General features: G+C 70.5%; 22 protein-coding genes. 21 read left to right on the top strand and 1 reads right to left on the bottom strand.

Going from position 1 to position 24,013, the window contains the following annotated elements:
- The first annotated feature begins 8 nt into the window (after positions 1 to 8).
- The 13 genes from QOL88_RS06645 to nusB all read left to right on the top strand — a co-directional run bounded on the left by QOL88_RS06645 (position 9) and on the right by nusB (position 13,016).
- On the top strand, positions 9 to 362 hold the full coding sequence (locus tag QOL88_RS06645; protein WP_097215538.1) for a hypothetical protein: 354 nt from the start codon (positions 9 to 11) through the stop codon (positions 360 to 362).
- Entirely contained in the window at positions 362 to 3,034 is a 2,673-nt protein-coding gene (gene alaS / locus QOL88_RS06640) for an alanine--tRNA ligase (RefSeq protein WP_097215537.1), read from the top strand. Before QOL88_RS06645 ends, alaS begins: the two co-directional genes overlap by 1 nt.
- A gap of 17 nt (positions 3,035 to 3,051) precedes the next feature.
- Complete coding sequence (gene ruvX, locus QOL88_RS06635) at positions 3,052 to 3,516, top strand: Holliday junction resolvase RuvX (RefSeq protein WP_097215536.1); 465 nt, start codon at positions 3,052 to 3,054, stop codon at positions 3,514 to 3,516.
- A 121-nt stretch (positions 3,517 to 3,637) separates the two neighbouring features.
- Positions 3,638 to 5,362: an endolytic transglycosylase MltG gene (gene mltG, locus QOL88_RS06630; RefSeq protein ID WP_097215535.1), complete on the top strand. Its 1,725-nt coding sequence runs from the start codon at positions 3,638 to 3,640 to the stop codon at positions 5,360 to 5,362.
- A 10-nt stretch (positions 5,363 to 5,372) separates the two neighbouring features.
- Positions 5,373 to 6,200 (top strand): shikimate dehydrogenase, encoded by an 828-nt coding sequence (locus tag QOL88_RS06625; protein ID WP_097215534.1) that lies wholly within the window; start codon positions 5,373 to 5,375, stop codon positions 6,198 to 6,200.
- Positions 6,201 to 6,251: 51 nt separating this feature from the next.
- Positions 6,252 to 6,668 carry a hypothetical protein gene (locus tag QOL88_RS06620; protein ID WP_097215533.1) on the top strand — a complete coding sequence of 139 codons (417 nt, stop codon included), beginning with the start codon at positions 6,252 to 6,254 and terminating at the stop codon, positions 6,666 to 6,668.
- Positions 6,669 to 6,809: 141 nt separating this feature from the next.
- A complete protein-coding gene (aroC, locus tag QOL88_RS06615) occupies positions 6,810 to 7,994 on the top strand; it encodes a chorismate synthase (protein ID WP_097215532.1) in 1,185 nt (394 codons plus the stop codon).
- On the top strand, positions 7,991 to 8,506 hold the full coding sequence (locus QOL88_RS06610; RefSeq protein ID WP_097215531.1) for a shikimate kinase: 516 nt from the start codon (positions 7,991 to 7,993) through the stop codon (positions 8,504 to 8,506). Before aroC ends, QOL88_RS06610 begins: the two co-directional genes overlap by 4 nt.
- Positions 8,503 to 9,594: a 3-dehydroquinate synthase gene (gene aroB / locus QOL88_RS06605; protein WP_097215530.1), complete on the top strand. Its 1,092-nt coding sequence runs from the start codon at positions 8,503 to 8,505 to the stop codon at positions 9,592 to 9,594. Before QOL88_RS06610 ends, aroB begins: the two co-directional genes overlap by 4 nt.
- A gap of 196 nt (positions 9,595 to 9,790) precedes the next feature.
- Positions 9,791 to 10,648 carry a Pro-rich N-terminal domain-containing protein gene (locus QOL88_RS06600; protein ID WP_097215529.1) on the top strand — a complete coding sequence of 286 codons (858 nt, stop codon included), beginning with the start codon at positions 9,791 to 9,793 and terminating at the stop codon, positions 10,646 to 10,648.
- A gap of 195 nt (positions 10,649 to 10,843) precedes the next feature.
- A complete protein-coding gene (locus QOL88_RS06595; RefSeq protein ID WP_097215528.1) occupies positions 10,844 to 11,959 on the top strand; it encodes an aminopeptidase P family protein in 1,116 nt (371 codons plus the stop codon).
- A 53-nt stretch (positions 11,960 to 12,012) separates the two neighbouring features.
- Complete coding sequence (gene efp / locus QOL88_RS06590; RefSeq protein WP_031138970.1) at positions 12,013 to 12,579, top strand: elongation factor P; 567 nt, start codon at positions 12,013 to 12,015, stop codon at positions 12,577 to 12,579.
- A gap of 2 nt (positions 12,580 to 12,581) precedes the next feature.
- Positions 12,582 to 13,016: a transcription antitermination factor NusB gene (gene nusB / locus QOL88_RS06585; RefSeq protein ID WP_097215527.1), complete on the top strand. Its 435-nt coding sequence runs from the start codon at positions 12,582 to 12,584 to the stop codon at positions 13,014 to 13,016.
- Between the two features lie 233 nt (positions 13,017 to 13,249).
- Here the strand turns inward: nusB and bldD are convergent, their stop codons facing one another.
- Complete coding sequence (gene bldD, locus QOL88_RS06580; RefSeq protein ID WP_006131213.1) at positions 13,250 to 13,753, bottom strand: transcriptional regulator BldD; 504 nt, start codon at positions 13,751 to 13,753, stop codon at positions 13,250 to 13,252.
- Between the two features lie 266 nt (positions 13,754 to 14,019).
- Between bldD and pyrR the strand changes: the two genes are divergently transcribed.
- The 8 genes from pyrR to pyrF all read left to right on the top strand — a co-directional run bounded on the left by pyrR (position 14,020) and on the right by pyrF (position 23,990).
- Positions 14,020 to 14,595, top strand: coding sequence for a bifunctional pyr operon transcriptional regulator/uracil phosphoribosyltransferase PyrR (gene pyrR, locus QOL88_RS06575; RefSeq protein WP_097215526.1), 576 nt, complete (start codon positions 14,020 to 14,022; stop codon positions 14,593 to 14,595).
- A gap of 100 nt (positions 14,596 to 14,695) precedes the next feature.
- Positions 14,696 to 15,673 carry an aspartate carbamoyltransferase catalytic subunit gene (locus QOL88_RS06570; protein ID WP_097215525.1) on the top strand — a complete coding sequence of 326 codons (978 nt, stop codon included), beginning with the start codon at positions 14,696 to 14,698 and terminating at the stop codon, positions 15,671 to 15,673.
- 5 nt (positions 15,674 to 15,678) lie between these two features.
- A complete protein-coding gene (locus QOL88_RS06565; RefSeq protein WP_097215524.1) occupies positions 15,679 to 16,965 on the top strand; it encodes a dihydroorotase in 1,287 nt (428 codons plus the stop codon).
- Positions 16,962 to 17,531 (top strand): PH-like domain-containing protein, encoded by a 570-nt coding sequence (locus QOL88_RS06560; RefSeq protein ID WP_097215523.1) that lies wholly within the window; start codon positions 16,962 to 16,964, stop codon positions 17,529 to 17,531. Before QOL88_RS06565 ends, QOL88_RS06560 begins: the two co-directional genes overlap by 4 nt.
- Positions 17,528 to 18,670: a glutamine-hydrolyzing carbamoyl-phosphate synthase small subunit gene (gene carA, locus QOL88_RS06555; protein ID WP_097215522.1), complete on the top strand. Its 1,143-nt coding sequence runs from the start codon at positions 17,528 to 17,530 to the stop codon at positions 18,668 to 18,670. Before QOL88_RS06560 ends, carA begins: the two co-directional genes overlap by 4 nt.
- Positions 18,663 to 21,971 (top strand): carbamoyl-phosphate synthase large subunit, encoded by a 3,309-nt coding sequence (gene carB / locus QOL88_RS06550; RefSeq protein ID WP_097215521.1) that lies wholly within the window; start codon positions 18,663 to 18,665, stop codon positions 21,969 to 21,971. The genes carA and carB overlap by 8 nt, the downstream gene beginning before the upstream one ends.
- 70 nt (positions 21,972 to 22,041) lie before the next feature.
- A complete protein-coding gene (locus QOL88_RS06545; protein ID WP_097215520.1) occupies positions 22,042 to 23,148 on the top strand; it encodes a quinone-dependent dihydroorotate dehydrogenase in 1,107 nt (368 codons plus the stop codon).
- Positions 23,145 to 23,990 carry an orotidine-5'-phosphate decarboxylase gene (gene pyrF / locus QOL88_RS06540; protein ID WP_097215519.1) on the top strand — a complete coding sequence of 282 codons (846 nt, stop codon included), beginning with the start codon at positions 23,145 to 23,147 and terminating at the stop codon, positions 23,988 to 23,990. Before QOL88_RS06545 ends, pyrF begins: the two co-directional genes overlap by 4 nt.
- Positions 23,991 to 24,013: the final 23 nt, after the last annotated feature.

Genomic DNA, 24,013 nt, shown 5'->3' with positions numbered 1-24,013 from the left:
AGCCAGCGATGTTCCGCCGCACCTTCTGGTTCACCACGGGCGTCGCCGCCGGTGTGTGGGCCACCACCAAGGTCAATCGCAAGCTGAAGCAGCTGACCCCCGAGAGCCTCGCCAGAACCGCGGGCAACAAGGCGATCGAGGCCGGTCACCGCATCAAGGACCGTGCCGTGGGCTTCGCGCTCGACGTCCGCGACAACATGGCCGTGCGGGAGGCCGAACTGGGCGACGCCCTCGGGATCAACGAGAATCCCGAGCTGCCCGGCCCCCGCCGTCACATCGCCATCGAGAACCGCAACAACCCGAAGTACGTCGAGGGTTCGACGTACCAGACGCACCCGTACAACCGGAATGAGGACCACTGATGGAGTCGGCTGAGATTCGCCGCCGCTGGTTGAGCTTCTTCGAGGAGCGCGGTCACACCGTCGTCCCTTCGGCGTCGCTCATCGCGGACGACCCGACTCTGCTCCTCGTCCCGGCCGGCATGGTGCCCTTCAAGCCCTACTTCCTGGGTGAGGTCAAGCCGCCCTTCGCGCGCGCCACCAGCGTCCAGAAGTGCGTGCGCACGCCCGACATCGAAGAGGTCGGCAAGACCACCCGGCACGGCACCTTCTTCCAGATGTGCGGCAACTTCTCCTTCGGCGACTACTTCAAGGAAGGCGCCATCAAGTACGCCTGGGAGCTGCTCACCAGCGCCCAGGACAAGGGCGGTTACGGCCTCGACCCCGAGCGCCTGTGGATCACCGTCTACAAGGACGACGACGAGGCCGAGCGCATCTGGCACGAGGTCGTCGGGGTGCCGAAGGAGCGCATCCAGCGCCTCGGCATGAAGGACAACTACTGGTCCATGGGCGTCCCCGGCCCCTGCGGCCCGTGTTCCGAGATCAACTACGACCGAGGCCCCGACTTCGGCGTCGAGGGCGGCCCCGCCGTCAACGACGAGCGCTACGTGGAGATCTGGAACCTCGTCTTCATGCAGTACGAGCGGGGCGAGGGCATCGGCAAGGACAACTTCGAGATCCTCGGAGACCTGCCCAGCAAGAACATCGACACCGGCCTCGGCATGGAGCGCCTCGCCATGATTCTGCAGGGCGTGCAGAACATGTACGAGATCGACACCTCGATGGCCGTCATCAACAAGGCCACCGAGCTGACCGGCGTCCGCTACGGCGACGCCCACGACTCGGACGTCTCCCTGCGCGTGGTCACCGACCACATGCGCACCTCCGTGATGCTCATCGGCGACGGTGTCACCCCCGGCAACGAGGGCCGCGGCTACGTGCTGCGCCGCATCATGCGCCGCGCCATCCGCAACATGCGCCTGCTCGGCGCCACCGGTCCGGTCGTGCAGGACCTGATCGACACCGTGATCGAGATGATGGGCCAGCAGTACCCCGAGCTCATCACCGACCGCGAGCGCATCGAGAAGGTCGCCCTCGCCGAGGAGAACGCCTTCCTCAAGACGCTGAAGGCCGGCACCAACATCCTCGACACGGCCGTCACCGACACCAAGGCCGCCGGTGGCACCGTCCTGGCCGGCGACAAGGCCTTCCTGCTCCACGACACCTGGGGCTTCCCGATCGACCTCACCCTGGAGATGGCCGCCGAGCAGGGCCTCTCCGTGGACGAGGACGGCTTCCGCCGCCTGATGAAGGAGCAGCGGGAGCGCGCCAAGGCCGACGCCCAGGCCAAGAAGACCGGGCACGCCGGCGCCGGTGCCTACCGTGAGATCGCCGACCAGGCCGGTGCCACCGACTTCATCGGCTACACCGACACCGAGAGCGAGTCCACGATCGTCGGCATCCTCGTCGACGGGGCCTCCTCCCCGGCCGCCACCGAGGGCGACGAGGTCGAGATCGTCCTCGACCGCACCCCCTTCTACGCCGAGGGCGGCGGCCAGATCGGCGACACCGGCAAGATCAAGGTCGACACCGGTGCCGTCATCGAGATCCGTGACTGCCAGAAGCCGGTCCCGGGGGTCTACGTCCACAAGGGCGTCGTCCAGGTCGGCGAGGTCACCGTCGGTGCCAAGGCCCAGGCCTCGATCGACGACCGCCGCCGCAAGGCCATCGCCCGCGCCCACTCGGCCACGCACCTGACCCACCAGGCCCTGCGCGACGCCCTCGGCCCGACGGCCGCCCAGGCCGGTTCCGAGAACCAGCCCGGCCGCTTCCGCTTCGACTTCGGCTCCCCGTCCGCCGTCCCGACGGCCGTGATGACCGACGTCGAGCAGAAGATCAACGAGGTGCTCGCCCGCGACCTCGACGTCCGCGCCGACGTCATGGGCATCGACGAGGCCAAGAAGCAGGGCGCCATCGCCGAGTTCGGCGAGAAGTACGGCGAGCGCGTCCGCGTGGTCACGATCGGCGACTTCTCCAAGGAGCTGTGCGGCGGCACCCACGTGCACAACACCGCCCAGCTCGGCCTGGTCAAGCTGCTCGGCGAATCCTCCATCGGCTCCGGTGTGCGCCGGATCGAGGCCCTCGTCGGCGTGGACGCCTACAACTTCCTCGCCCGGGAGCACACGGTCGTCGCCCAGCTCCAGGAGCTGATCAAGGGCCGCCCGGAGGAGCTCCCGGAGAAGGTCTCCGCCATGCTCGGCAAGCTGAAGGACGCCGAGAAGGAGATCGAGAAGTTCCGCGCCGAGAAGGTCCTCCAGGCCGCCGCCGGTCTCGCCGAGTCGGCCAAGGACGTCCGTGGCGTTGCTGTCGTGACCGGTCAGGTGCCGGACGGCACCACCGCCGACGACCTCCGCAAGCTGGTCCTCGACGTGCGCGGACGCATCCAGGGCGGGCGGGCCGCCGTCGTCGCCCTGTTCACGGTGGCGAACGGCAAGCCGCTCACGGTCATCGCCACCAACGAGGCCGCCCGCGAGCGCGGCCTGAAGGCCGGCGACCTGGTCCGTACGGCCGCCAAGACCCTCGGCGGCGGCGGTGGCGGCAAGCCGGACGTCGCCCAGGGCGGCGGCCAGAACCCGGCCGCCATCGGTGACGCCGTGGACGCCGTGGAGCGCCTGGTCACCGAGACGGCCAAGTAAGAGACGGGTCGGACAGCATGCGCAGAGGACGTCGACTCGCGATCGACGTCGGGGACGCCCGCATCGGGGTCGCCTCGTGCGACCCCGACGGGATCCTCGCCACCCCGGTGGAGACGGTCCCGGGGCGTGACATCCCCGCAGCTCAGAGACGGTTGAAGCAACTGGTCGAGGAGTACGAGCCGCTGGAGGTCGTGGTCGGTCTCCCGCGCTCCCTCAAGGGCGGCGAGGGCCCGGCCGCGGTCAAGGTCCGGGGCTTCACCCAGGAACTGGCCCGCATCATCGCACCGGTTCCGGTGAGACTCGTCGACGAACGCATGACAACGGTGACGGCCAGCCAGGGACTGCGCGCCTCGGGCGTCAAATCCAAGAAGGGCCGGTCCGTCATCGACCAGGCCGCAGCCGTGGTCATCCTGCAACAAGCCCTCGAATCCGAACGGGTGTCAGGTAAAGCACCCGGCGAAGGCGTCGAAGTGGTCATCTGATCGCGATACGGTAACGTTCCGCGCGATGCGGCGGCATTCGAACAGCCACCGCACAGCAAGAGGCGGGACGGGAGCCGGACCGGAAGCCGCGCGACCGCCGCCTCGCGGCTCTAGGGGATCGATGACTGAGTATGGCCGGGGCCACGGCTCCGAACCGTGGCATCCCGAGGACCCGTTGTACGGGGACGGCGGATGGGAGGGACAGCAGGCCCATCAGGGTCAGCAGTCCCCCTACGGCGGCCAGCCGCAGCACTACCCAGAGCAGCCGCAGCAGCCGCAGTACGGCGACTGGGGCACCGGTGACCAGGCCGCATACGGTCAGGCACAGCAGCAGTACCCGTACGACCAGCACTACACGGCACAGGCCCACGACCACCAGCAGTACCCCGGCCAGCAGGACCCCGGACACCAGCAGACCCAGGGCTACCAGCAGCAGTACGACACCGGCGGCTGGGTCAACGACCCGCACCAGCAGGTCTCCTACCCCGGTGACCCGGCGGACCCCTATGGGCAGCAGGCCGGTGCGTACGGCGGGGGACAGCAGGACTACTACGGCTCGCCCGAGGCCTATCCGCCCCCGGAGCCGCCCGGCCGGCGAGGGGTCGCGCCCGCTCAGGAGCCCGCTCAGGAAGCGGTGACCGACTGGGATCCCGGCCCCGATCAGGGCGAGCACGCCTTCTTCGCGGGCGACGACGATGACGACGGCGACGAGCCCGGAGAGCGCCGTGGGCGCGAGGACAAGCGGGGGCGTGGCGGCGGCAAACCGAAGAAGCGCCGCAATGGCATGGCCTGCCTGCTGGTCGTCGTGATCCTCGGCGGCGGTCTGGCCGGTGCCGGCTACTTCGGCTACCAGTTCTACCAGGATCGTTTCGGCGACGCCCCGGACTTCGCGGGCGACGGCAACGGGCAGCAGGTGTCCGTCGAGATCCCCGAGGGAGCGCTCGGCTACAAGATCGGCCAGGTGCTGAAGAGCGCGGGGGTCGTCAAGAGCGTCGACGCGTTCGTCGCCGCCCAGGAGGACAACCCGAACGGCAAGGGCATCCAGGACGGCGTCTACACGCTGCAGAAGCAAATGTCGGCCGCGAGTGCGGTCGAACTGATGCTCAGTCCGAAGAGCCGCGACAACCTGATCATCGCCGAGGGCCGTCGCAACGCCGACATCTACCGGCTCATCGACAAGCGCCTCAAGGTCAAGGCAGGCACCACCGCCGCCGTGGCCAAGAAGGACTACAAGCAACTCGGTCTGCCCGCCTGGGCGCAGAACCACGCCGACGTCAAGGACCCGTTGGAGGGCTTCCTCTACCCCTCCAGCTACGGCGTCAGCGAGGGCCAGAAGCCCGAGGCCGTCCTGAAGCAGATGGTCAAGCGGGCCACCGCGACGTACGAGAAGCTCGGAGTCGAGAAGAAGGCCGCGAGCCTCGGACTCGAGGACCCGTGGCAACTGGTCACCATCGCCAGCCTGGTCCAGGCCGAGGGCACGAGCCACAGCGACTTCCGCAAGATGGCCGAGGTCGTCTACAACCGGATGAAGCCCGGCAACCCGCAGACCAACGGCATGCTGGAGTTCGACTCCACCTACAACTACATCAAGAACCAGAGCAAGATCGACCTGACTCTGCAAGAGCTGCGGACGTACGACAACCCGTACAACACGTACTTCCACAAGGGCCTGCCGCCCGGTCCGATCGACAACCCGGGCGAGGACGCGATCAAGGGCGCCCTCAAGCCGACGGACGACGGCTGGTACTACTTCATCTCGCTCGACGGCAAGACCAGCAAGTTCACGAAGACGAACGCCGAACACCAGAAGCTGGTCGACCAGTTCAACGCCTCGCGGAACAACTGAGGAAACCCTGATGGCCGCACCACGCCGGGCCGCCGTACTCGGCTCCCCGATCGCCCACTCGCTCTCCCCGGTCCTGCACCGCACCGCCTACCAGGAGTTGGGCCTGGCCGGCTGGACGTACGACAGGTTCGAGGTCGACGAGGCCGGGCTGCCCGCGTTCTTCGAGACGCTCGGCCCCGAGTGGGCCGGCCTCTCGCTGACCATGCCGCTGAAGCGGGCCGTGATCCCGCTGCTCGACGAGATCAGCGAGACCGCCGCCTCGGTCGACGCCGTCAACACCGTCGTCCGCACCGAGGACGGCCGCAGGATCGGCGACAACACCGACATCCCCGGCATGGTGGCGGCGCTGCGTGAGCACGGCATCGACAAGGTCGACGCCGCCGCCGTCCTCGGTGCGGGCGCCACCGCCTCTTCCGCGCTGGCCGCGCTGTCCCGGATCTGCCCGGGCGAGATCTCCGTGTACGTGCGCAGCGAGGCCCGGGCCACCGAGATGCGCCAGTGGGCCGAGCGGCTCGATGTCGCCGTCCGTATCGCCGACTGGGCCGATGCCGAGCGGGCCCTGCGCGCCCCCCTGGTGATCAGCACGACGCCGGCCGGTGTCACCGACGCCCTCGCCCGGTCCGTGCCGGAGCGCCCGGCAGCCCTCTTCGACGTCCTGTACGACCCCTGGCCGACCGACCTCGCCGCCCGCTGGTCGGCGTACGGCGGTGCCGTCGTCAGCGGCCTCGACCTGCTGGTGCACCAGGCCGTGCTCCAGGTCGAGCAGATGACGGGGCTGGCACCGGCACCGCTGGACGCCATGCGAAAAGCGGGCGAGCGGGCTCTCGCGGCCCGATAAGATCCGCTCTCGGTTCCGCAGGGGGCGGAACAGGGGAGGGGAACGTCCGTCATGTCCGCAGGCCTGCCTCAGGCATCCGTCAAGTCCCAGATATTCGAGTCCCTGCTGGGATTCCTGCCCGACTGGGTGCAGATCACGGTGCTCGCCCTGATCGTGCTCGCTGTCGTGGCGTCCTGGGTCGTCAAGATCAAGCGCAAGATCGCCTACCGGCGCGCCGTCCGCAACGGGCAGCCGGTCCACGCAGCCGCCCAGTACGGGCAGGGGCGCGGCGCGGACTACCTCGGCCAGTACGCCCCGCGGCAGACGCAGCCGGACGGGCAGCAGGGCAGCGGTGCCGACCACCTGGGGGCGTACGCCCCGCAGCGGCAGGCCGAGCCCGCGCAGCAGCCGAGCGGCGCCGACTTCCTCGGCGCGTACGCGCCGCAGCAGCGTCAGGGCGACGGCCCGTCCGCGAACGCGTCCGCTTGATGGACCGGCCGCCGGGCAAACCGCCCCGGCGTGGGAGGATCGGAGATGGCGGGCCGGGCCGCGCACCCGGTCGCGCCGTCGCCGTACGCGACGAGGCGCGTACGCAGGGCAGTACCAGAGCGCGAGCACTGAGGAGCACCGTTGAGCAGGTTGCGCTGGCTGACCGCGGGGGAGTCCCATGGTCCCGCACTCGTGGCGACGCTGGAGGGTCTTCCCGCCGGCGTGCCGATCACCACGGACATGGTGGCGGACCATCTCGCGAGGCGGCGCCTGGGCTATGGGCGCGGTGCCCGGATGAAGTTCGAGCGCGACGAGGTCACCTTCCTCGGCGGCGTCCGGCACGGCCTGACCCTCGGCTCCCCGGTCGCGATCATGGTGGGCAACACCGAGTGGCCGAAGTGGGAACAGGTCATGGCCGCCGACCCGGTCGACCCGGAGATCCTCGACGGGCTCGCCCGCAACGCCCCGCTGACCCGGCCCCGGCCCGGCCACGCCGACCTGGCGGGCATGCAGAAGTACGGGTTCGACGAGGCCCGGCCGATCCTGGAGCGTGCTTCCGCGCGTGAGACGGCCGCGCGCGTCGCCCTGGGCGCGGTGGCCCGGTCGTACCTGAAGGAGACGACCGGCGTCGAAATCGTCAGCCACGTCGTCGAGCTGGCTGCGGCCAAGGCGCCGAAGGGTGTCTACCCGACCCCGGCCGATGTCGCGCGGCTGGATGAGGACCCGGTGCGCTGCCTGGACGCGGACGCGTCGAAGGCGATGGTCGCGGAGATCGACCAGGCCCACAAGGACGGCGACACCCTCGGCGGCGTGGTCGAGATCCTGGCGTACGGCGTGCCCGTCGGCCTCGGTTCGCACGTGCACTGGGACCGCAAGCTGGACGCCCGCCTCGCCGGTGCCCTCATGGGCATCCAGGCGATCAAGGGCGTCGAGCTCGGCGACGGCTTCGAACTGGCGCGAGTGCCCGGCTCCAAGGCGCACGACGAGATCGTGAAGACCGATGACGGCATCCGGCGCACCACGGGCCGCTCCGGTGGCACCGAGGGCGGTCTGACCACCGGTGAGCTGCTGCGCGTCCGCGCCGCGATGAAGCCGATCGCCACCGTCCCGCGCGCCCTGCAGACCGTGGACGTCACCACCGGCGAGGCCACGCAGGCCCACCACCAGCGCTCCGACGTGTCCGCGGTCCCGGCCGCCGGCATCGTCGCCGAGGCCATGGTGGCCCTGGTGCTCGCGGACGCGGTGGCGGAGAAGTTCGGCGGCGACTCGGTGGCCGAGACGCGCCGCAACGTGACGTCGTACCTCGACAACCTCGCCATCCGATGAGCGGCCCGCTGGTCGTCCTGGTCGGTCCGATGGGTGTGGGCAAGTCCACCGTCGGACAGCTCCTGGCCGAGCGGCTCGGGGTCTCCTACCGGGACACCGACGACGACATCGTCGCCGAGCAGGGCCGGACCATCGCCGAGATCTTCGTCGACGAGGGCGAGTCGGCCTTCCGGGCGATCGAGAAGGCGGCTGTGCGGCGGGCGCTCGGCGAGCACGACGGCGTCCTGGCCCTGGGCGGGGGAGCGATCCTCGACAGCGACACGCGCGCACTGCTCGCCGGGCAGCGCGTGGCGTACCTGTCGATGGACGTCGAGGAGGCGGTCAAGCGCACCGGCCTCAACACGGCCCGCCCGCTGCTCGCGGTCAATCCGCGCAAGCAGTGGCGCGAGCTGATGGAGGCCCGCCGCCACCTGTACGAGGAGGTCGCCACGGCCGTGGTCGCCACCGACGGCCGGACCCCCGAAGAGGTCACCGAAGCCGCCCTGGACGCACTGGAGTTGAAGGAAGTATGAGCGAGGCAGTCACGCGGATCCAGGTCGGCGGCACCGCGGGGACCGACCCGTACGAGGTCCTGGTGGGCCGGCAGTTGCTGGGTGAACTCGGCGGGCTGATCGGCGAGAAGACCCAGCGGGTCGCGATCCTCCACCCCGAGGCGCTGGCCGAGACCGGCGACGCGCTGCGCGCCGACCTGGCCGAGCAGGGCTACGAAGTGGTCGCCGTCCAGGTGCCCAACGCGGAGGAGGCCAAGACCGCCGAGGTCGCCGCCTACTGCTGGAAGGCGCTCGGCCAGTCCGGATTCACACGCAGCGACGTCATCGTCGGTGTCGGCGGCGGTGCGACCACCGACCTGGCCGGGTTCGTCGCGGCCACCTGGCTGCGCGGGGTGCGCTGGATCGCCATCCCCACCACCGTGCTCGCCATGGTGGACGCGGCTGTCGGCGGCAAGACCGGCATCAACACCGCCGAGGGCAAGAACCTCGTCGGCGCCTTCCACCCGCCCGCCGGTGTGCTCTGCGACCTGGCCGCACTGGACTCCCTGCCGGTCAACGACTACGTCTCCGGGCTCGCGGAGGTCATCAAGGCCGGCTTCATCGCCGACCCGGTGATCCTGGACCTCATCGAGTCCGACGTACAGGGCGCCCGCACCCCGGCCGGCCCGCACACGGCCGAGCTCATCGAGCGCTCCATCCGGGTCAAGGCCGACGTCGTGTCGTCCGACCTCAAGGAGTCGGGACTGCGCGAGATCCTCAACTACGGCCACACGCTGGGCCACGCCATCGAGAAGAACGAGCGCTACAAGTGGCGCCACGGCGCGGCGGTCTCGGTCGGCATGCACTTCGCCGCCGAACTGGGGCGCCTGGCGGGCCGGCTGGACGACGCGACGGCCGACCGCCACCGCACGATCCTCGAAGCGGTCGGGCTGCCCCTGCACTACCGGTACGACCAGTGGCCCAAGCTGCTGGAGACCATGAAGGTCGACAAGAAGTCGCGCGGCAACCTCCTGCGCTTCATCGTCCTCGACGGTCTGGCCAAGCCCACCGTCCTGGAGGGACCCGACCCGGCCGTGCTGCTCGCCGCGTACGGCGAGGTGGGGCAGTAAGTCCTCCGGCGCGCCTTGCGCCCGAAATCGCCTTACGGGGCGGGCACTTCGGGCCGCCCCCGGCCGTTCACACATCGACGACCGGGGGCGGTACCGTTCGGATGGGGGTCCCCCCACGCCCTTTAGGCTGTGGGGGAAAGCGGGTTCCGCCCCCGCTGTCAGCGCCCATCGCCTGTATGAGACGGAGTGGCACCGGATGCAGCACGCAGTGGGTTCTCCGCTGCCGCCGCCCCATCAGCCGGGGCACGGACCGGCCACGGGCTGGTCGCCGGCCGCACATCACCCGGGCCCGCAGCACGCGGGCGCGCACCAGGGCGCCGTGCCCGTGCCCCCGCCGCCCCCGGCGCCGGGATATCCGGCGCCCCCGCCCGGACCGGGACCGGCCGCGGGTTCCGCCCCGCCGACGCCGGAGACGACCGGGCACGTGCCGCTGCCGCCCGGCGGCCCGGTCGCCATGCCGATGGCCTCGCCCGCCGCGGCCGTTCCCGACCCCGCCGGCACGACGCTCGCGGTGCTGCTCATCGGCCCCGCGGGTGCGGGCAAGACCAGCGTCGCCAAGTACTGGGCGGACCACCGCCGGGTCCCCACGGCCCACATCAGCCTCGACGACGTGCGCGAGTGGGTCCGCTCCGGCTTCGCCGACCCCCAGTCCGGGTGGAACGACAACTCCGAGGCGCAGTACCGCCTGGCCCGCCGCACCTGCGGCTTCGCCGCCCGGAACTTCCTGGCGAACGGCATCTCGTGCATCCTCGACGACGCGGTCTTCCCCGACCGCCCGGTCGTCGGCCTCGGCGGCTGGAAGCGCCATGTGGGGCCGGGCCTGCTGCCGGTCGTGCTGCTGCCGGGCCTGGAGATCGTCCTGGAACGCAACGCGGAGCGCTCGGGCAACCGACGGCTGTCCGACGAGGAGGTCGCCCGCATCCACGGCCGCATGGCCGGGTGGTACGGCTCGGGGCTGCCGATCATCGACAACTCCCAGCTGGACGTCCCGGAGACGGCGAGGATCCTGGACGACGTCCTGGCCAGGTCGATCGCCAGCCCGCCCCAATGGTGAGCGCCCCTCAGCCAAGCGCCCCGAGGCGAGCGCCCCTTTAGGGGCGCGGGGAACTGCGCGACAAGCCCCATACAGCCGCGGACGGCATCCGACCCCGCGCGGCACCCCGTCTCCCGAACGGCACGCCGCACCGGGCACCGCCCACTCAGACGCCCTCAACCGGCGCCAAACCGGCGGAGCTCATACGCTCGGGTCATGTCAGAGGTGTACGCGGCCCGCCGGACGCGTCTGAGGGAATACTGCAACGCGGGCGGCAGCGCGGCGGCGCTGGTCTCGCGCCCCGCCAACGTGCGCTATCTCGCGGGCGCCGCCCCGCAGGGCGCCGTTCTGCTGCTGGGCAGGACCGAGGAGCACGACCTCCTGGTCAGTACCGGAGCGGCGGTCGACCGCCCCACGCAGGAGCGCCCCGACGAGGCCCTGCGCGTCCATACCCTGCCCGGAGTCGGCGGTGGTGACCCGGCCGTCGCGGCCGCCGGCCTCGCCGCGGGCCAGGGTGCCGACTCCCTCGCAGTGGAGGAGCACCACCTCACCGTGGCCCGGCACCGCGCCCTCGGCTCGGTCGCCCCCCGGCTGCGCCTGACGGGCCTCGGCAGCGCCGTCGAGCAGCTCAGGGTCGTCAAGGACGAGGAGGAGATCTCCTGCCTGCGCATCGGCGCCGAGATCGCCGACCAGGCCCTGGGCGAACTGCTGGAGTCGATCCTCGTCGGCCGCACCGAGCGCCATCTCGCCCTGGAACTCGAAAGACGACTCGTGGACCACGGGGCGGACGGGCCGGCCTTCCCGACATCCGTCGGCACCGGGCCGAACGCCGGCCGTTCCGGCCACCGGCCCACCGACCGCCGGGTCGAGGAGGGCGACTTCCTCTCCGTCTGCCTCGGCGCGACCTACCGCGGCTACCGCTGCGAGATCGGCCGCACGTTCGTCATCGGCACGGCTCCGGCGGACTGGCAGATCGAGCTGTACGACCTGGTCTTCGCGGCCCAGCGGGCCGGGCGTGAGAGCCTGGTACCCGGCGCCGCCTGCCGGGACGTCGACCGCGCGGCCCGTCAGGTCCTGGACTCCGCGGGGTACACGGAGGGCCTCACGGTCCTGACCGGACACGGCGTAGGGCTCGAAATCGACGAGGACCCTCAATTGAGTCCTGCGGCCATGGGTAAACTGGACGCTTGCGTGCCAGTCACCGTCGAACCGGGGGTCCACCTCCCGGGCCGGGGCGGTGTCCGGATCGATGACACGCTCGTCGTCCGCCCCGAGGCGGACGGCGGACCCGAGCTACTCACCATCACGACCAAGGAGCTGCTCGCCCTGTAGCCAGGCAGGTGCGTGCCCCAGGGTCGTACGTCAGTCCAGGAGATTCCGCAACCGTGGCTTCCACGAACGACCTCAAGAACGGCATGGTGCTCAAGCTCGAAGGCGGCCAGCTCTGGTCCGTCGTCGAGTTCCAGCACGTCAAGCCCGGCAAGGGCCCGGCCTTCGTGCGCACCAAGCTCAAGAACGTGCTCTCCGGCAAGGTCGTCGACAAGACCTTCAACGCCGGCGTCAAGGTCGAAACGGCCACCGTCGACAAGCGCGACATGCAGTTCTCCTACATGGACGGCGAGTACTTCGTCTTCATGGACATGGAGACCTACGACCAGCTGCACGTCGACAGGAAGGCCGTCGGCGACGCCGCGAACTTCCTGATCGAGGGCTTCACCGCCACCGTCGCGCAGCACGAGGGCGAGGTGCTCTTCGTCGAGCTGCCGGCCGCCGTCGAGCTCGTCATCCAGGAGACCGAGCCGGGTGTCCAGGGCGACCGCTCCACCGGGGGCACCAAGCCCGCCATCCTGGAGACCGGCCACCAGATCAACGTGCCGCTCTTCATCACCACCGGTGAGAAGATCAAGGTCGACACCCGCACCAGCGACTACCTCGGCCGGGTGAACAGCTAACCGTGGCTGCCCGCAACACGGCCCGTAAGCGCGCCTTCCAGATCCTCTTCGAGGGGGACCAGCGCGGCGTCGAGGTGCTGACCGTCCTCGCGGACTGGGTCCGGCTCTCCCGGGCGGACACCCGGCAGCCGCCGGTCAGCGAGTACACGATGGAGCTGGTCGAGGGCTACGCGGAGCACGCGAAGCGCATCGACGAGCTGATCGCGCAGTACGCCGTCGGCTGGACCCTCGACCGGATGCCCGTCGTCGACCGCAACATCCTGCGGCTCGGCGCCTACGAGCTGATCTGGGTCGACGCGACGCCGGACGCCGTCGTCCTCGACGAGATGGTGCAGCTCGCGAAGGAGTTCTCCACGGACGAGTCGCCCTCGTTCGTGAACGGCCTGCTCGGCCGGTTCAAGGAGCTCAAGCCCTCGCTCCGCCGCGACGAGGTCTGAGACGGACCACATGCCGGAGGGCCCGCAGCGTCACCGCTGCGGGCCCTCCGGCGTTCCCGTACGTCCTCGTGCGGCGCAGGGGTGCCAGAGCCGCACAACGACGCCGGGGTGCGTTCCCGTACGTCCTCGTGCCGCGCAGGGATGTCAGAGCCGCACAACGACGCCGGGGTGGCCGAGAACCAATCGGTCTCGGCCACCCCGGCGGCACGTTTCTGCTGGACCCGCCGAGCGGGTCAGGCGTCCTCGTGGGAGGCCACCGCGCGGCGCGCGTCCGCGTCCAGGACACCCCAGCTGATCAGCTGCTCCGTGAGGACCGAGGGCGACTGGTCGTAGATGACGGCGAGTGTGCGCAGGTCGTCCTGGCGGATCGACAGCACCTTGCCGTTGTAGTCACCGCGCTGCGACTGGATCGTGGCCGCGTAGCGCTGAAGAGGGCCCGCCTTCTCGGCCGGCACCGTGGCCAGCCGCTCCAGGTCCAGGACCAGCTTCGGCGGCGGCTCGGCGGCGCCGCCCGGGGTCGTGCCCGGAAGCAGCTCCTGCACCGGAACGCCGTAAAAGTCCGCCAGCTCGGCAAGGCGCTGCACGGTCACGGCACGGTCGCCACGCTCGTACGAACCGACCACGACCGCCTTCCAGCGGCCCTGGGACTTCTCCTCGACACCGTGGAGGGAAAGGCCCTGCTGGGTGCGGATCGCCCGGAGCTTGGCCCCGAGCTGTTTGGCGTATTCGCTGGACATATAGCTCCCCGGCACTGTGTCGACGCGTCTGGCGTGGATGCCAGGCCGCGCGGCTGGTAACTCACTGTGAGGTTACGCAGCGTTACTCTGCCGCGTCAAGCCGAATGGTCCGCACCGACTCTTCCGTGGTATCGGCGTTCCGTTAGGCCGAGTGGGTGATCCGAGGGGGCCATACGGGCGACCGCGAGGACCTGCTACCGTGTATGGCGCAATCCCGACGTCCTTTAAGGTCCGTCCCGTGAGGCGGAGAAGGAGGTCCGTTTCTTATGGACTCGCACGACACGCATGACACGCAGTCCGATGCCCGGCCCGTTCTCGAAGGGCCCGACATCGCGCGGGTACTGACCCGCATCGCCCACGAGATCGTCGAACGCGCCAAGGGCGCCGACGACGTGGTGCTCCTCGGCATTCCGACCCGGGGCGTCTTCCTCGCCCGGCGGATCGCCGACAAGCTCGAGCAGATCACCGAGCGCAAGGTTCCGTGCGGCTCGCTGGACATCACCATGTACCGCGACGACCTGCGCATGCACCCGCCGCGTGCGCTGGCCCGCACCGAGATCCCCGGTGACGGCCTCGACGGCAAGCTCGTCGTCCTCGTCGACGACGTGCTCTTCTCCGGCCGCACCATCCGCGCCGCCCTCGACGCCCTGAACGACATCGGGCGCCCGCGCGCGGTGCAGCTCGCCGTCCTCGTCGACCGCGGACACCGCGAACTGCCCATCCGCGCCGACTACGTCGGCAAGAACCTCCCCACGTCGTTGCGGGAGACGGTCAAGGTCCAGCTCGCCGAGGAGGACGGTCGCGACACCGTGCTGCTCGGTGCCAAGCCGACCTCTCAGTAGCGCTCCCGGCGTACGCCGCCGTCGTACGCCCGCTAGTCGCGCCCTCGCGCGCCCGTCTGCCCCAATTCTCCCGAATGAACTGCCTTACGGAGCCTGACAGATGCAGCGTCATCTCATCTCGGCCGCCGACCTCACCCGCGACGACGCCGTCCTGATCCTCGACACCGCCGAGGAGATGGCCCGGGTCGCCGACCGGCCGATCAAGAAGCTGCCGACCCTGCGCGGCCGCACGATCGTCAACCTCTTCTTCGAGGACTCCACCCGGACCCGGATCTCCTTCGAGGCAGCCGAGAAGCGGCTGTCCGCGGACGTCATCAACTTCACCGCCAAGGGCTCCAGCGTCTCCAAGGGCGAGTCCCTGAAGGACACCGCCCAGACCCTGGAGGCCATGGGCGTCGACGCCGTGGTCATCCGGCACGGCGCCTCCGGAGCCCCGTACCGCCTCGCCAACTCCGGCTGGATCGACGCCGTCGTCGTCAACGCCGGCGACGGCACCCACCAGCACCCCACCCAGGCCCTGCTCGACGCCTTCACCATGCGCCGCCGCCTGATCGGGCCGGACGCCGGACTCGGCCAGGACCTCGAGGGCAAGCGCATCACGCTCGTCGGCGACGTCCTGCACAGCCGGGTCGCCCGCTCCAACGTCGACCTGCTGCACACCCTCGGCGCCGAGGTCACCCTCGTCGCCCCGCCCACCCTGCTGCCGGTCGGCATCGAGACCTGGCCCTGCGAGGTCTCCTACGACCTCGACAGCACGCTGACCAAGTCCGACGCGGTGATGATGCTGCGCGTCCAGCGCGAGCGCATGAACGCCGCCTTCTTCCCGACCGAGCGCGAGTACTCCCGGCGCTACGGCCTCGACGGCGACCGCATGGCGCGGATGCCCGAGCACGCCATCGTGATGCACCCCGGCCCGATGGTCCGCGGCATGGAGATCACCGCCGAGGTCGCCGACTCCGACCGCTGCACCGTCGTCGAGCAGGTCGCAAACGGAGTGTCCATCCGGATGGCCGTCCTGTACCTGCTGCTCGGTGGGAACGAACCCGCCGTCACCCACCCCCGCACCGAGGAGAAGTAAGACAGATGAGCAAGATCCTGATCCGTGGTGCGAAGGTGCTCGGCGGCGAGCCGCAGGACGTGCTGATCGACGGCGGGACGATCGCGGAGGTCGGCAGCGGGCTGTCGGCCGAAGGCGCGGAGGTCGTCGAGGCCGCGGGCAAGGTGCTGCTGCCGGGCCTGGTCGACCTGCACACCCATCTGCGCGAGCCCGGCCGTGAGGACTCCGAGACCGTCCTCACCGGCACCCGGGCCGCGGCATCCGGCGGTTACACCACCGTGTTCGCCATGGCCAACACCTTCCCGGTCGCCGACACCGCCGGTGTCGTCGAGCAGGTCTGGCGGCTCGGCAAGGAGCACGGCTACTGCGACGTCCAGCCGATCGGCGCGGTCACCGTCGGCCTGGAGGGCAAGAAGCTCGCCGAGCTGGGCGCCATGCACGAGTCCGCCGCCGGCGTCACCGTCTTCTCCGACGACGGCAAGTGCGTCCACGACGCCGTGATCATGCGCCGGGCCCTGGAGTACGTGAAGGCCTTCGGCGGTGTCGTCGCCCAGCACGCGCAGGAGCCGCGGCTGACCGAGGGCGCCGAGATGAACGAGGGCATCGTCTCCGCCGAGCTGGGCCTCGGGGGCTGGCCCGCGGTGGCCGAAGAATCGATCATCGCCCGGGATGTCCTGCTCGCCGACCACGTCGGCTCCCGCGTCCACATCTGCCACCTGTCGACCGCCGGATCCGTCGAGATCGTCCGTTGGGCCAAGTCCCGCGGCATCGCCGTCACCGCCGAGGTCACCCCGCACCACCTCCTCCTCACGGACGAGCTGGTCCGCACCTACAACCCCGTCTACAAGGTCAACCCGCCGCTGCGCACCGAGCGCGATGTCATGGCCCTGCGCGAGGCGCTCGCCGACGGCACGATCGACATCGTCGCCACCGACCACGCCCCGCACCCGCACGAGGACAAGGACTGCGAGTGGGCCGCGGCCGCCATGGGCATGGTCGGCCTGGAGACGGCCCTGTCGGTGGTGCAGGAGACCATGGTCGACACAGGCCTGCTGGACTGGGCCGGCGTCGCCGACCGGATGTCCGTCCAGCCCGCGCGGATCGGACAGGCCACGGGCCACGGACGTCCCGTCTCGGCAGGTGAGCCCGCCAACCTCACCCTGGTCGACACGGCATACCGTGGGCTCGTGGAACCCGCGGGCTTCGCCTCACGCAGCCGCAACACCCCCTACGAGGGGCGTGAGCTGCCGGGCCGTGTGACGCACACGTGGCTGCGGGGCAAGGCCACGCTCGTCGACGGGAAGCTCACGTGACACCTGTACTCCTGCTGGCCGCCGAGAAGGAATCGGCGCAAGTGACCGACTGGGCCGCCCGCATCGGCTGGGTCGTCGGCCTCGGCCTGTTCGTCGCGCTCGTCTACTGGCTGATGCGCGAGGGCTGGAAGTGGCGCGGCACCCTCCAGGGCGATCTGCCCGAGCTGCCCACCACCCCGGCCGACCCGGGCCCCGAGAAGCTGAGCCTGAGCGGCCGCTACCACGGCTCCACCACCGCCGGTCAGTGGCTCGACCGCATCGTCGCCCAGGGCCTGGGCACCCGCAGCCGGGCCGAGCTCACCCTCACGGACGCCGGACTCGACGTCGTACGCCCCGGGGCGAGCGACTTCTTCGTCCCGGCCGCACAGCTGCGCGAGGCCCGGCTCGACAAGGGCATCGCCGGCAAGGTCCTCACCGAGGGCGGCCTGCTGATCGTCACCTGGGAGCACGGCGACCGGCTGATCGACTCCGGGTTCCGCTCCGACCACGCGGCCGAGCACACCGAGTGGGTCGAGGCCATCAACTCCATGATCGAAACGAACACCAGGGAAGGCGTCGAACGATGACCACCTCCACCAGGGGAGCTGCCAGGACTCCCGCCGTACTCGTCCTGGAGGACGGCCGGATCTTCCGCGGCCGTGCCTACGGGGCCGTGGGGGAGACCTTCGGCGAAGCGGTGTTCTCCACCGGCATGACCGGCTACCAGGAGACTCTCACCGACCCCTCCTACCACCGCCAGGTCGTGGTGATGACCGCCCCGCACGTCGGGAACACGGGCGTGAACGACGAGGACATGGAGTCCCGGAAGATCTGGGTCTCCGGTTACGTCGTGCGCGACCCCGCGCGCGTGCCGTCCAACTGGCGCTCCCGGCGCACGCTGGACGAGGAGCTCGATGCCCAGGGCGTCGTCGGCATCAGCGGCATCGACACCCGCGCCCTCACCCGCCACCTGCGCGAGCGCGGCGCCATGCGCGTCGGCATCTTCAGCGGCGACGCCGTCCGGGACGACGCCGCACTGCTGGCCCGCGTCCAGGAAGCCCCGCAGATGAAGGGCGCGAACCTCTCCGCCGAGGTCGCCACCACCGAGCCGTACGTCGTCCCGGCCATCGGCGAGAAGAAGTTCACCGTCGCCGCCGTCGACCTCGGCATCAAGGGCATGACCCCGCACCGCATGGCCGAGCGCGGCATCGAGGTGCACGTGCTCCCGGCCACCGCGACCGTCGAGGACGTCTACGCGGTGAACCCGGACGGCGTGTTCTTCTCCAACGGCCCGGGCGACCCGGCCACCGCCGACCACCCCGTCTCCGTGATGCGGGGCGTCCTGGAGCGCGGCACGCCGCTGTTCGGCATCTGCTTCGGCAACCAGATCCTCGGCCGCGCGCTCGGCTTCGGAACCTTCAAGCTGAAGTACGGCCACCGCGGCATCAACCAGCCGGTGCAGGACCGCACGACCGGCAAGGTCGAGGTCACCGCGCACAACCACGGCTTCGCCGTCGACGCCCCGCTCGAGAAGGTCTCCGAGACCCCGTTCGGCCGCGCCGAGGTGTCCCACGTCTGCCTGAACGACAACGTGGTGGAGGGGCTCCAGCTCCTCGACCGCCCCGCCTTCAGCGTCCAGTACCACCCCGAAGCGGCAGCCGGCCCGCACGACGCCGCCTACCTGTTCGACCGCTTCGTTTCCCTGATGGAGGGCCAGCGTGCCTAAGCGCACCGATATCCAGTCCGTCCTGGTCATCGGCTCCGGCCCGATCGTCATCGGCCAGGCCGCCGAGTTCGACTACTCCGGCACCCAGGCGTGCCGCGTCCTGAAGGCCGAGGGCCTCAGGGTCGTCCTGGTGAACTCCAACCCGGCGACGATCATGACCGACCCGGAGATCGCCGACGCCACCTACGTCGAGCCGATCACCCCCGAGTTCGTCGAGAAGATCATCGCCAAGGAGCGCCCCGACGCGCTCCTGCCCACCCTGGGCGGCCAGACGGCGCTGAACACCGCGATCTCGCTGCACGGCAACGGCGTCCTGGAGAAGTACGGCGTCGAGCTGATCGGCGCCAATGTGGAGGCCATCAACAAGGGCGAGGACCGCGACCTGTTCAAGGAGGTCGTCGAGGAGGTCCGCAAGAAGATCGGGCACGGCGAGTCGGCCCGCTCGTACATCTGCCACTCCATGGACGACGTCCTCAAGGGCGTCGAGGAGCTCGGCGGGTACCCGGTCGTCGTCCGCCCGTCCTTCACCATGGGCGGCGCCGGCTCCGGCTTCGCGCACGACGAGGAGGAGCTGCGCCGCATCGCCGGCCAGGGGCTCACGCTCTCCCCGACCACCGAGGTGCTCCTGGAGGAGTCCATCCTCGGCTGGAAGGAGTACGAGCTGGAGCTGATGCGCGACAAGAACGACAATGTCGTGGTCGTCTGCTCCATCGAAAACTTCGACCCCATGGGCGTCCACACCGGTGACTCGATCACCGTGGCGCCCGCGATGACGCTGACCGACCGCGAGTACCAGGTGCTGCGCGACGTCGGCATCGCGATCATCCGCGAGGTCGGCGTCGACACCGGCGGCTGCAACATCCAGTTCGCGGTGAACCCCGAGGACGGCCGGGTCATCGTCATCGAGATGAACCCGCGCGTCTCCCGCTCCTCGGCGCTCGCCTCCAAGGCGACCGGCTTCCCGATCGCCAAGATCGCCGCCAAGCTCGCCGTCGGCTACACGCTGGACGAGATCCCCAACGACATCACGCAGGAGACCCCGGCCTCCTTCGAGCCCACGCTCGACTACGTGGTCGTGAAGGCCCCGCGATTCGCCTTCGAGAAGTTCCCGAGCGCCGACTCCACCCTCACCACCACGATGAAGTCGGTCGGCGAGGCCATGGCCATCGGCCGCAACTTCACCGAGGCCTTCCAGAAGGCGCTGCGCTCGCTGGAGAAGAAGGGCAGCCAGTTCACCTTCGTCGGTGAGCCGGGCGACAAGGACCAGCTGCTGCGCGACGCGGTCCGTCCCACCGACGGCCGCATCAACACCGTCATGCAGGCCATCCGCGCCGGCGCCACGCCCGAGGAGGTCTTCGAATACACGAAGATCGACCCCTGGTTCGTCGACCAGCTCTTCCTCATCAAGGAGATCGCCGACGAGCTGGCCGAGGCCCCCGAGCTGACCACCGACCTGCTGGGCGAGGCCAAGCGGCACGGCTTCTCCGACCAGCAGATCGGCGAGATCCGCGGCCTGCGCGAGGACGTCGTCCGCGAGGTCCGGCACGCGCTCGGCATCCGCCCGGTCTACAAGACGGTCGACACCTGCGCCGCCGAGTTCGCCGCGAAGACGCCGTACTTCTACTCCTCCTACGACGAGGAGACGGAGGTCGCCTCCCGCGAGAAGCCGGCCGTCATCATCCTGGGCTCCGGCCCGAACCGCATCGGCCAGGGCATCGAGTTCGACTACTCCTGCGTCCACGCCTCCTTCGCGCTCAGCGACGCCGGGTACGAGACCGTGATGGTCAACTGCAACCCGGAGACCGTCTCCACGGACTACGACACCTCCGACCGCCTGTACTTCGAGCCGCTGACGCTCGAGGACGTGCTGGAGATCGTGCACGCCGAGCAGCAGGCCGGACCGGTCGCGGGCGTCGTCGTGCAGCTCGGCGGCCAGACCCCGCTGGGGCTGTCGCAGGCGCTGAAGGACAACGGCGTACCGATCGTCGGCACCTCCCCGGAGGCCATCCACGCCGCCGAGGACCGGGGCGCCTTCGGCCGGGTCCTGGCGGAGGCCGGCCTCCCGGCCCCCAAGCACGGCACCGCCACCACCTTCGCCGAGGCCAAGACCATCGCCGACGAGATCGGCTACCCGGTCCTCGTCCGCCCGTCCTACGTCCTCGGCGGGCGCGGCATGGAGATCGTCTATGACGAGACGCGCCTGGAGGCGTACATCGCCGAGTCGACCGAGATCAGCCCCTCGCGGCCGGTCCTCGTCGACCGGTTCCTCGACGACGCGATCGAGATCGACGTCGACGCCCTCTACGACGGCGAGGAGCTCTACCTCGGCGGCGTCATGGAGCACATCGAGGAGGCCGGCATCCACTCCGGCGACTCGGCGTGCGCCCTGCCCCCGATCACGCTCGGCGGATTCGACATCAAGCGCCTGCGCGCCTCCACGGAGGGCATCGCCAAGGGCGTCGGGGTCCGCGGCCTGATCAACATCCAGTTCGCGCTCGCCGGCGACATCCTCTACGTCCTGGAGGCCAACCCGCGCGCGTCCCGGACCGTCCCCTTCACCTCGAAGGCGACGGCGGTGCCGCTGGCCAAGGCCGCCGCCCGCATCTCGCTCGGCGCGACCATCGCCGAGCTGCGCGCCGAGGGCCTGCTCCCGGCCAACGGCGACGGCGGTGAGCTGCCGCTGGACGCGCCGATCTCCGTCAAGGAGGCCGTCATGCCGTGGTCGCGCTTCCGCGACATCCACGGCCGCGGCGTCGACACGGTCCTCGGCCCGGAGATGCGTTCCACCGGTGAGGTCATGGGCATCGACTCCGTCTTCGGCACGGCGTACGCCAAGTCGCAGGCAGGCGCCTACGGACCGCTGCCCACCAAGGGACGCGCCTTCATCTCGGTCGCCAACCGCGACAAGCGCTCGATGATCTTCCCGGCCCGCGAGCTCGTCGCGCACGGCTTCGAGCTGCTCGCCACGTCCGGCACCGCCGAGGTCCTCAAGCGCAACGGCATCAACGCCACCGTCGTGCGCAAGCAGTCCGAGGGCACCGGCCCGAACGGCGAGAAGACCATCGTCCAGCTCATCCACGACGGCGAGGTCGACCTCATCGTCAACACCCCGTACGGCACCGGTGGCCGCCTCGACGGCTACGACATCCGTACGGCGGCGGTGGCACGCTCCGTGCCCTGTCTGACGACGGTCCAGGCCCTCGCGGCGGCGGTCCAGGGCATCGACGCCCTCAACCGCGGCGACGTGAGCGTCCGCTCGCTCCAGGAACACGCGGAACACCTGACCGCGGCCCGCGACTAGCAGCCCCGAGGGGGACACCGGAAACGGTGTCCCCCTCTTCGTGAGGACGCCGAGTCCTCGTGAGGACACCATGTACAAGATCTTCTTCCGTCTCTTCTTCAAGAGGCTGGACCCGGAGCAGGCCCACCACATGGCCTTCCGCTGGATCCGCCTGGCCGCCCGCGTGCCCGTGCTGCGCACCTTCCTCGCCGCCGCCCTCGCGCCCCGGCACAAGGAGCTGCGCACCGATGCCCTCGGTCTGCGCATGCACGGCCCCTTCGGGCTCGCCGCGGGCTTCGACAAGAACGCCGTCGGCATCGACGGCATGGCCATGCTCGGCTTCGACCACGTCGAGATCGGCACCGTGACCGGCGAACCACAGCCCGGCAACCCCAAGCAGCGGCTGTTCCGCCTGGTCAAGGACCGGGCGCTGATCAACCGCATGGGCTTCAACAACGACGGCTCGCTCCGGGTCGCCGCCCGCCTGGCCTCCCGCGCGCCCGTCTTCAAGCCGGTCGTCGGCGTCAACATCGGCAAGACCAAGGTCGTCCCCGAGGAGGAGGCCGTCGCGGACTACGTGAAGTCCGCCGAGCGGCTCGCGCCGTACGCCGACTACCTGGTCGTCAACGTCTCCTCGCCGAACACGCCGGGCCTGCGCAACCTCCAGGCGACGGAGGCGCTCCGCCCCCTGCTGAGCGCCGTCCGCGAGGCCGCCGAGCGCACAGTGTCCGCGCGGCGCGTCCCGCTCCTGGTCAAGATCGCGCCGGATCTCGCCGACGAGGACGTCGACGCCGTAGCCGACCTCGCCGTGGAGCTCGGCCTGGACGGGATCATCGCCACGAACACCACCATCGCGCGCGAGGGACTCGGCCTGAAGTCCGACCCCACCCTGGTCGAGGAGACCGGCGGTCTGTCCGGGGCGCCCCTGAAGGAACGCTCCCTGGAGGTCCTGCGTCGCCTCTACGCGCGCGTGGGCGACCGGATCACCCTGGTGGGCGTCGGCGGCATCGAGAACGCCGAGGACGCCTGGCAGCGCATCCTGGCCGGCGCCACGCTGGTCCAGGGCTACAGCGCCTTCATCTACGAGGGGCCCTTCTGGGGCCGCTCCATCCACAAGGGGCTCGCCGCACGCCTGGCCACCAGCCCCTACGCCACGCTCGCCGACGCGGTGGGCGCCGACGTGAGGAAGACGGCATGAGTGGTCTCGAACCCTTCGGCGTGCGCCTGCGCCGCGCCATGGACGAGCGCGGCCCCCTCTGCGTGGGCATCGACCCGCATGCCTCCCTGCTCGCCGAGTGGGGCCTGAACGACGACGTGGCGGGCCTGGAGCGGTTCAGCCGCACGGTCGTCGAGGCGGTGGCCGACCGGGTCGCCGTGCTCAAGCCGCAGAGCGCGTTCTTCGAGCGCTTCGGCTCGCGCGGCGTCGCCGTGCTGGAGAAGTCGGTCGCCGAGGCCCGGGCGGCGGGCGCCCTGGTCGTGATGGACGCCAAGCGCGGCGACATCGGCTCGACCATGGCCGCGTACGCCGAGTCCTTCCTGCACAAGGACGCACCGCTGTTCTCCGACGCCCTGACGGTCTCGCCGTACCTCGGCTACGGATCGCTCGGCCCGGCCGTCGCGCTGGCTCGGGAGAGCGGCGCGGGACTGTTCGTGCTGGCGCTGACCTCCAACCCGGAGGGCGGCGAGGTCCAGCACGCCGTGCGGCCCGACGGCCGGAACGTCGGAGCGACGATGCTCGCGCACCTGGCCGCCGAGAACGCGGGGGAGGAGCCCCTGGGGTCCTTCGGCGCGGTCGTCGGCGCCACCCTCGGTGATCTGTCGACGTACGACCTGGACATCAACGGCCCGCTCCTCGCACCCGGCATCGGCGCCCAGGGCGCCACGCCGGCCGACCTTCCCGGGGTCTTCGGGGCGGCGGTGCGCAACGTCGTGCCGAACGTCAGCAGGGGAGTGCTACGCCACGGTCCCGACACGGTCGCTCTGCGTGACGCCGCCGAGCGCTTCGCGGAGGAGATCCGTCACGCCGTGACGTCCTCGTGAGGCGGTCCAGACCTTCTTGTGAG

The sequence above is a fragment of the Streptomyces sp. Ag82_O1-12 genome, from assembly GCF_900182715.1.
Classification (GTDB): Bacteria; Actinomycetota; Actinomycetes; order Streptomycetales; family Streptomycetaceae; genus Streptomyces; species Streptomyces massasporeus.
Note: the sequence above shows the minus strand (reverse complement) of the source record. Positions and strands in the feature narration are given on the sequence as shown.

Excerpts from the sequence above, each read along its gene's own strand:
- QOL88_RS06545 (WP_097215520.1), top strand. The coding sequence starts at position 22,042 with ATGTACAAGATCTTCTTCCGTCTCTTCTTCAAGAGGCTGGACCCGGAG.
- QOL88_RS06595 (WP_097215528.1), top strand. The coding sequence starts at position 10,844 with ATGTCAGAGGTGTACGCGGCCCGCCGGACGCGTCTGAGGGAATACTGC.
- QOL88_RS06565 (WP_097215524.1), top strand. The coding sequence starts at position 15,679 with ATGAGCAAGATCCTGATCCGTGGTGCGAAGGTGCTCGGCGGCGAGCCG.
- QOL88_RS06620 (WP_097215533.1), top strand. The coding sequence starts at position 6,252 with ATGTCCGCAGGCCTGCCTCAGGCATCCGTCAAGTCCCAGATATTCGAG.
- QOL88_RS06600 (WP_097215529.1), top strand. The coding sequence starts at position 9,791 with ATGCAGCACGCAGTGGGTTCTCCGCTGCCGCCGCCCCATCAGCCGGGG.
- QOL88_RS06610 (WP_097215531.1), top strand. The coding sequence starts at position 7,991 with ATGAGCGGCCCGCTGGTCGTCCTGGTCGGTCCGATGGGTGTGGGCAAG.
- mltG (WP_097215535.1), top strand. The coding sequence starts at position 3,638 with ATGACTGAGTATGGCCGGGGCCACGGCTCCGAACCGTGGCATCCCGAG.
- QOL88_RS06625 (WP_097215534.1), top strand. The coding sequence starts at position 5,373 with ATGGCCGCACCACGCCGGGCCGCCGTACTCGGCTCCCCGATCGCCCAC.
- QOL88_RS06645 (WP_097215538.1), top strand. The coding sequence starts at position 9 with ATGTTCCGCCGCACCTTCTGGTTCACCACGGGCGTCGCCGCCGGTGTG.
- pyrR (WP_097215526.1), top strand. The coding sequence starts at position 14,020 with ATGGACTCGCACGACACGCATGACACGCAGTCCGATGCCCGGCCCGTT.
- carA (WP_097215522.1), top strand. The coding sequence starts at position 17,528 with ATGACCACCTCCACCAGGGGAGCTGCCAGGACTCCCGCCGTACTCGTC.
- QOL88_RS06570 (WP_097215525.1), top strand. The coding sequence starts at position 14,696 with ATGCAGCGTCATCTCATCTCGGCCGCCGACCTCACCCGCGACGACGCC.
- alaS (WP_097215537.1), top strand. The coding sequence starts at position 362 with ATGGAGTCGGCTGAGATTCGCCGCCGCTGGTTGAGCTTCTTCGAGGAG.
- ruvX (WP_097215536.1), top strand. The coding sequence starts at position 3,052 with ATGCGCAGAGGACGTCGACTCGCGATCGACGTCGGGGACGCCCGCATC.
- aroB (WP_097215530.1), top strand. The coding sequence starts at position 8,503 with ATGAGCGAGGCAGTCACGCGGATCCAGGTCGGCGGCACCGCGGGGACC.
- pyrF (WP_097215519.1), top strand. The coding sequence starts at position 23,145 with ATGAGTGGTCTCGAACCCTTCGGCGTGCGCCTGCGCCGCGCCATGGAC.
- bldD (WP_006131213.1), bottom strand. The coding sequence starts at position 13,753 with ATGTCCAGCGAATACGCCAAACAGCTCGGGGCCAAGCTCCGGGCGATC.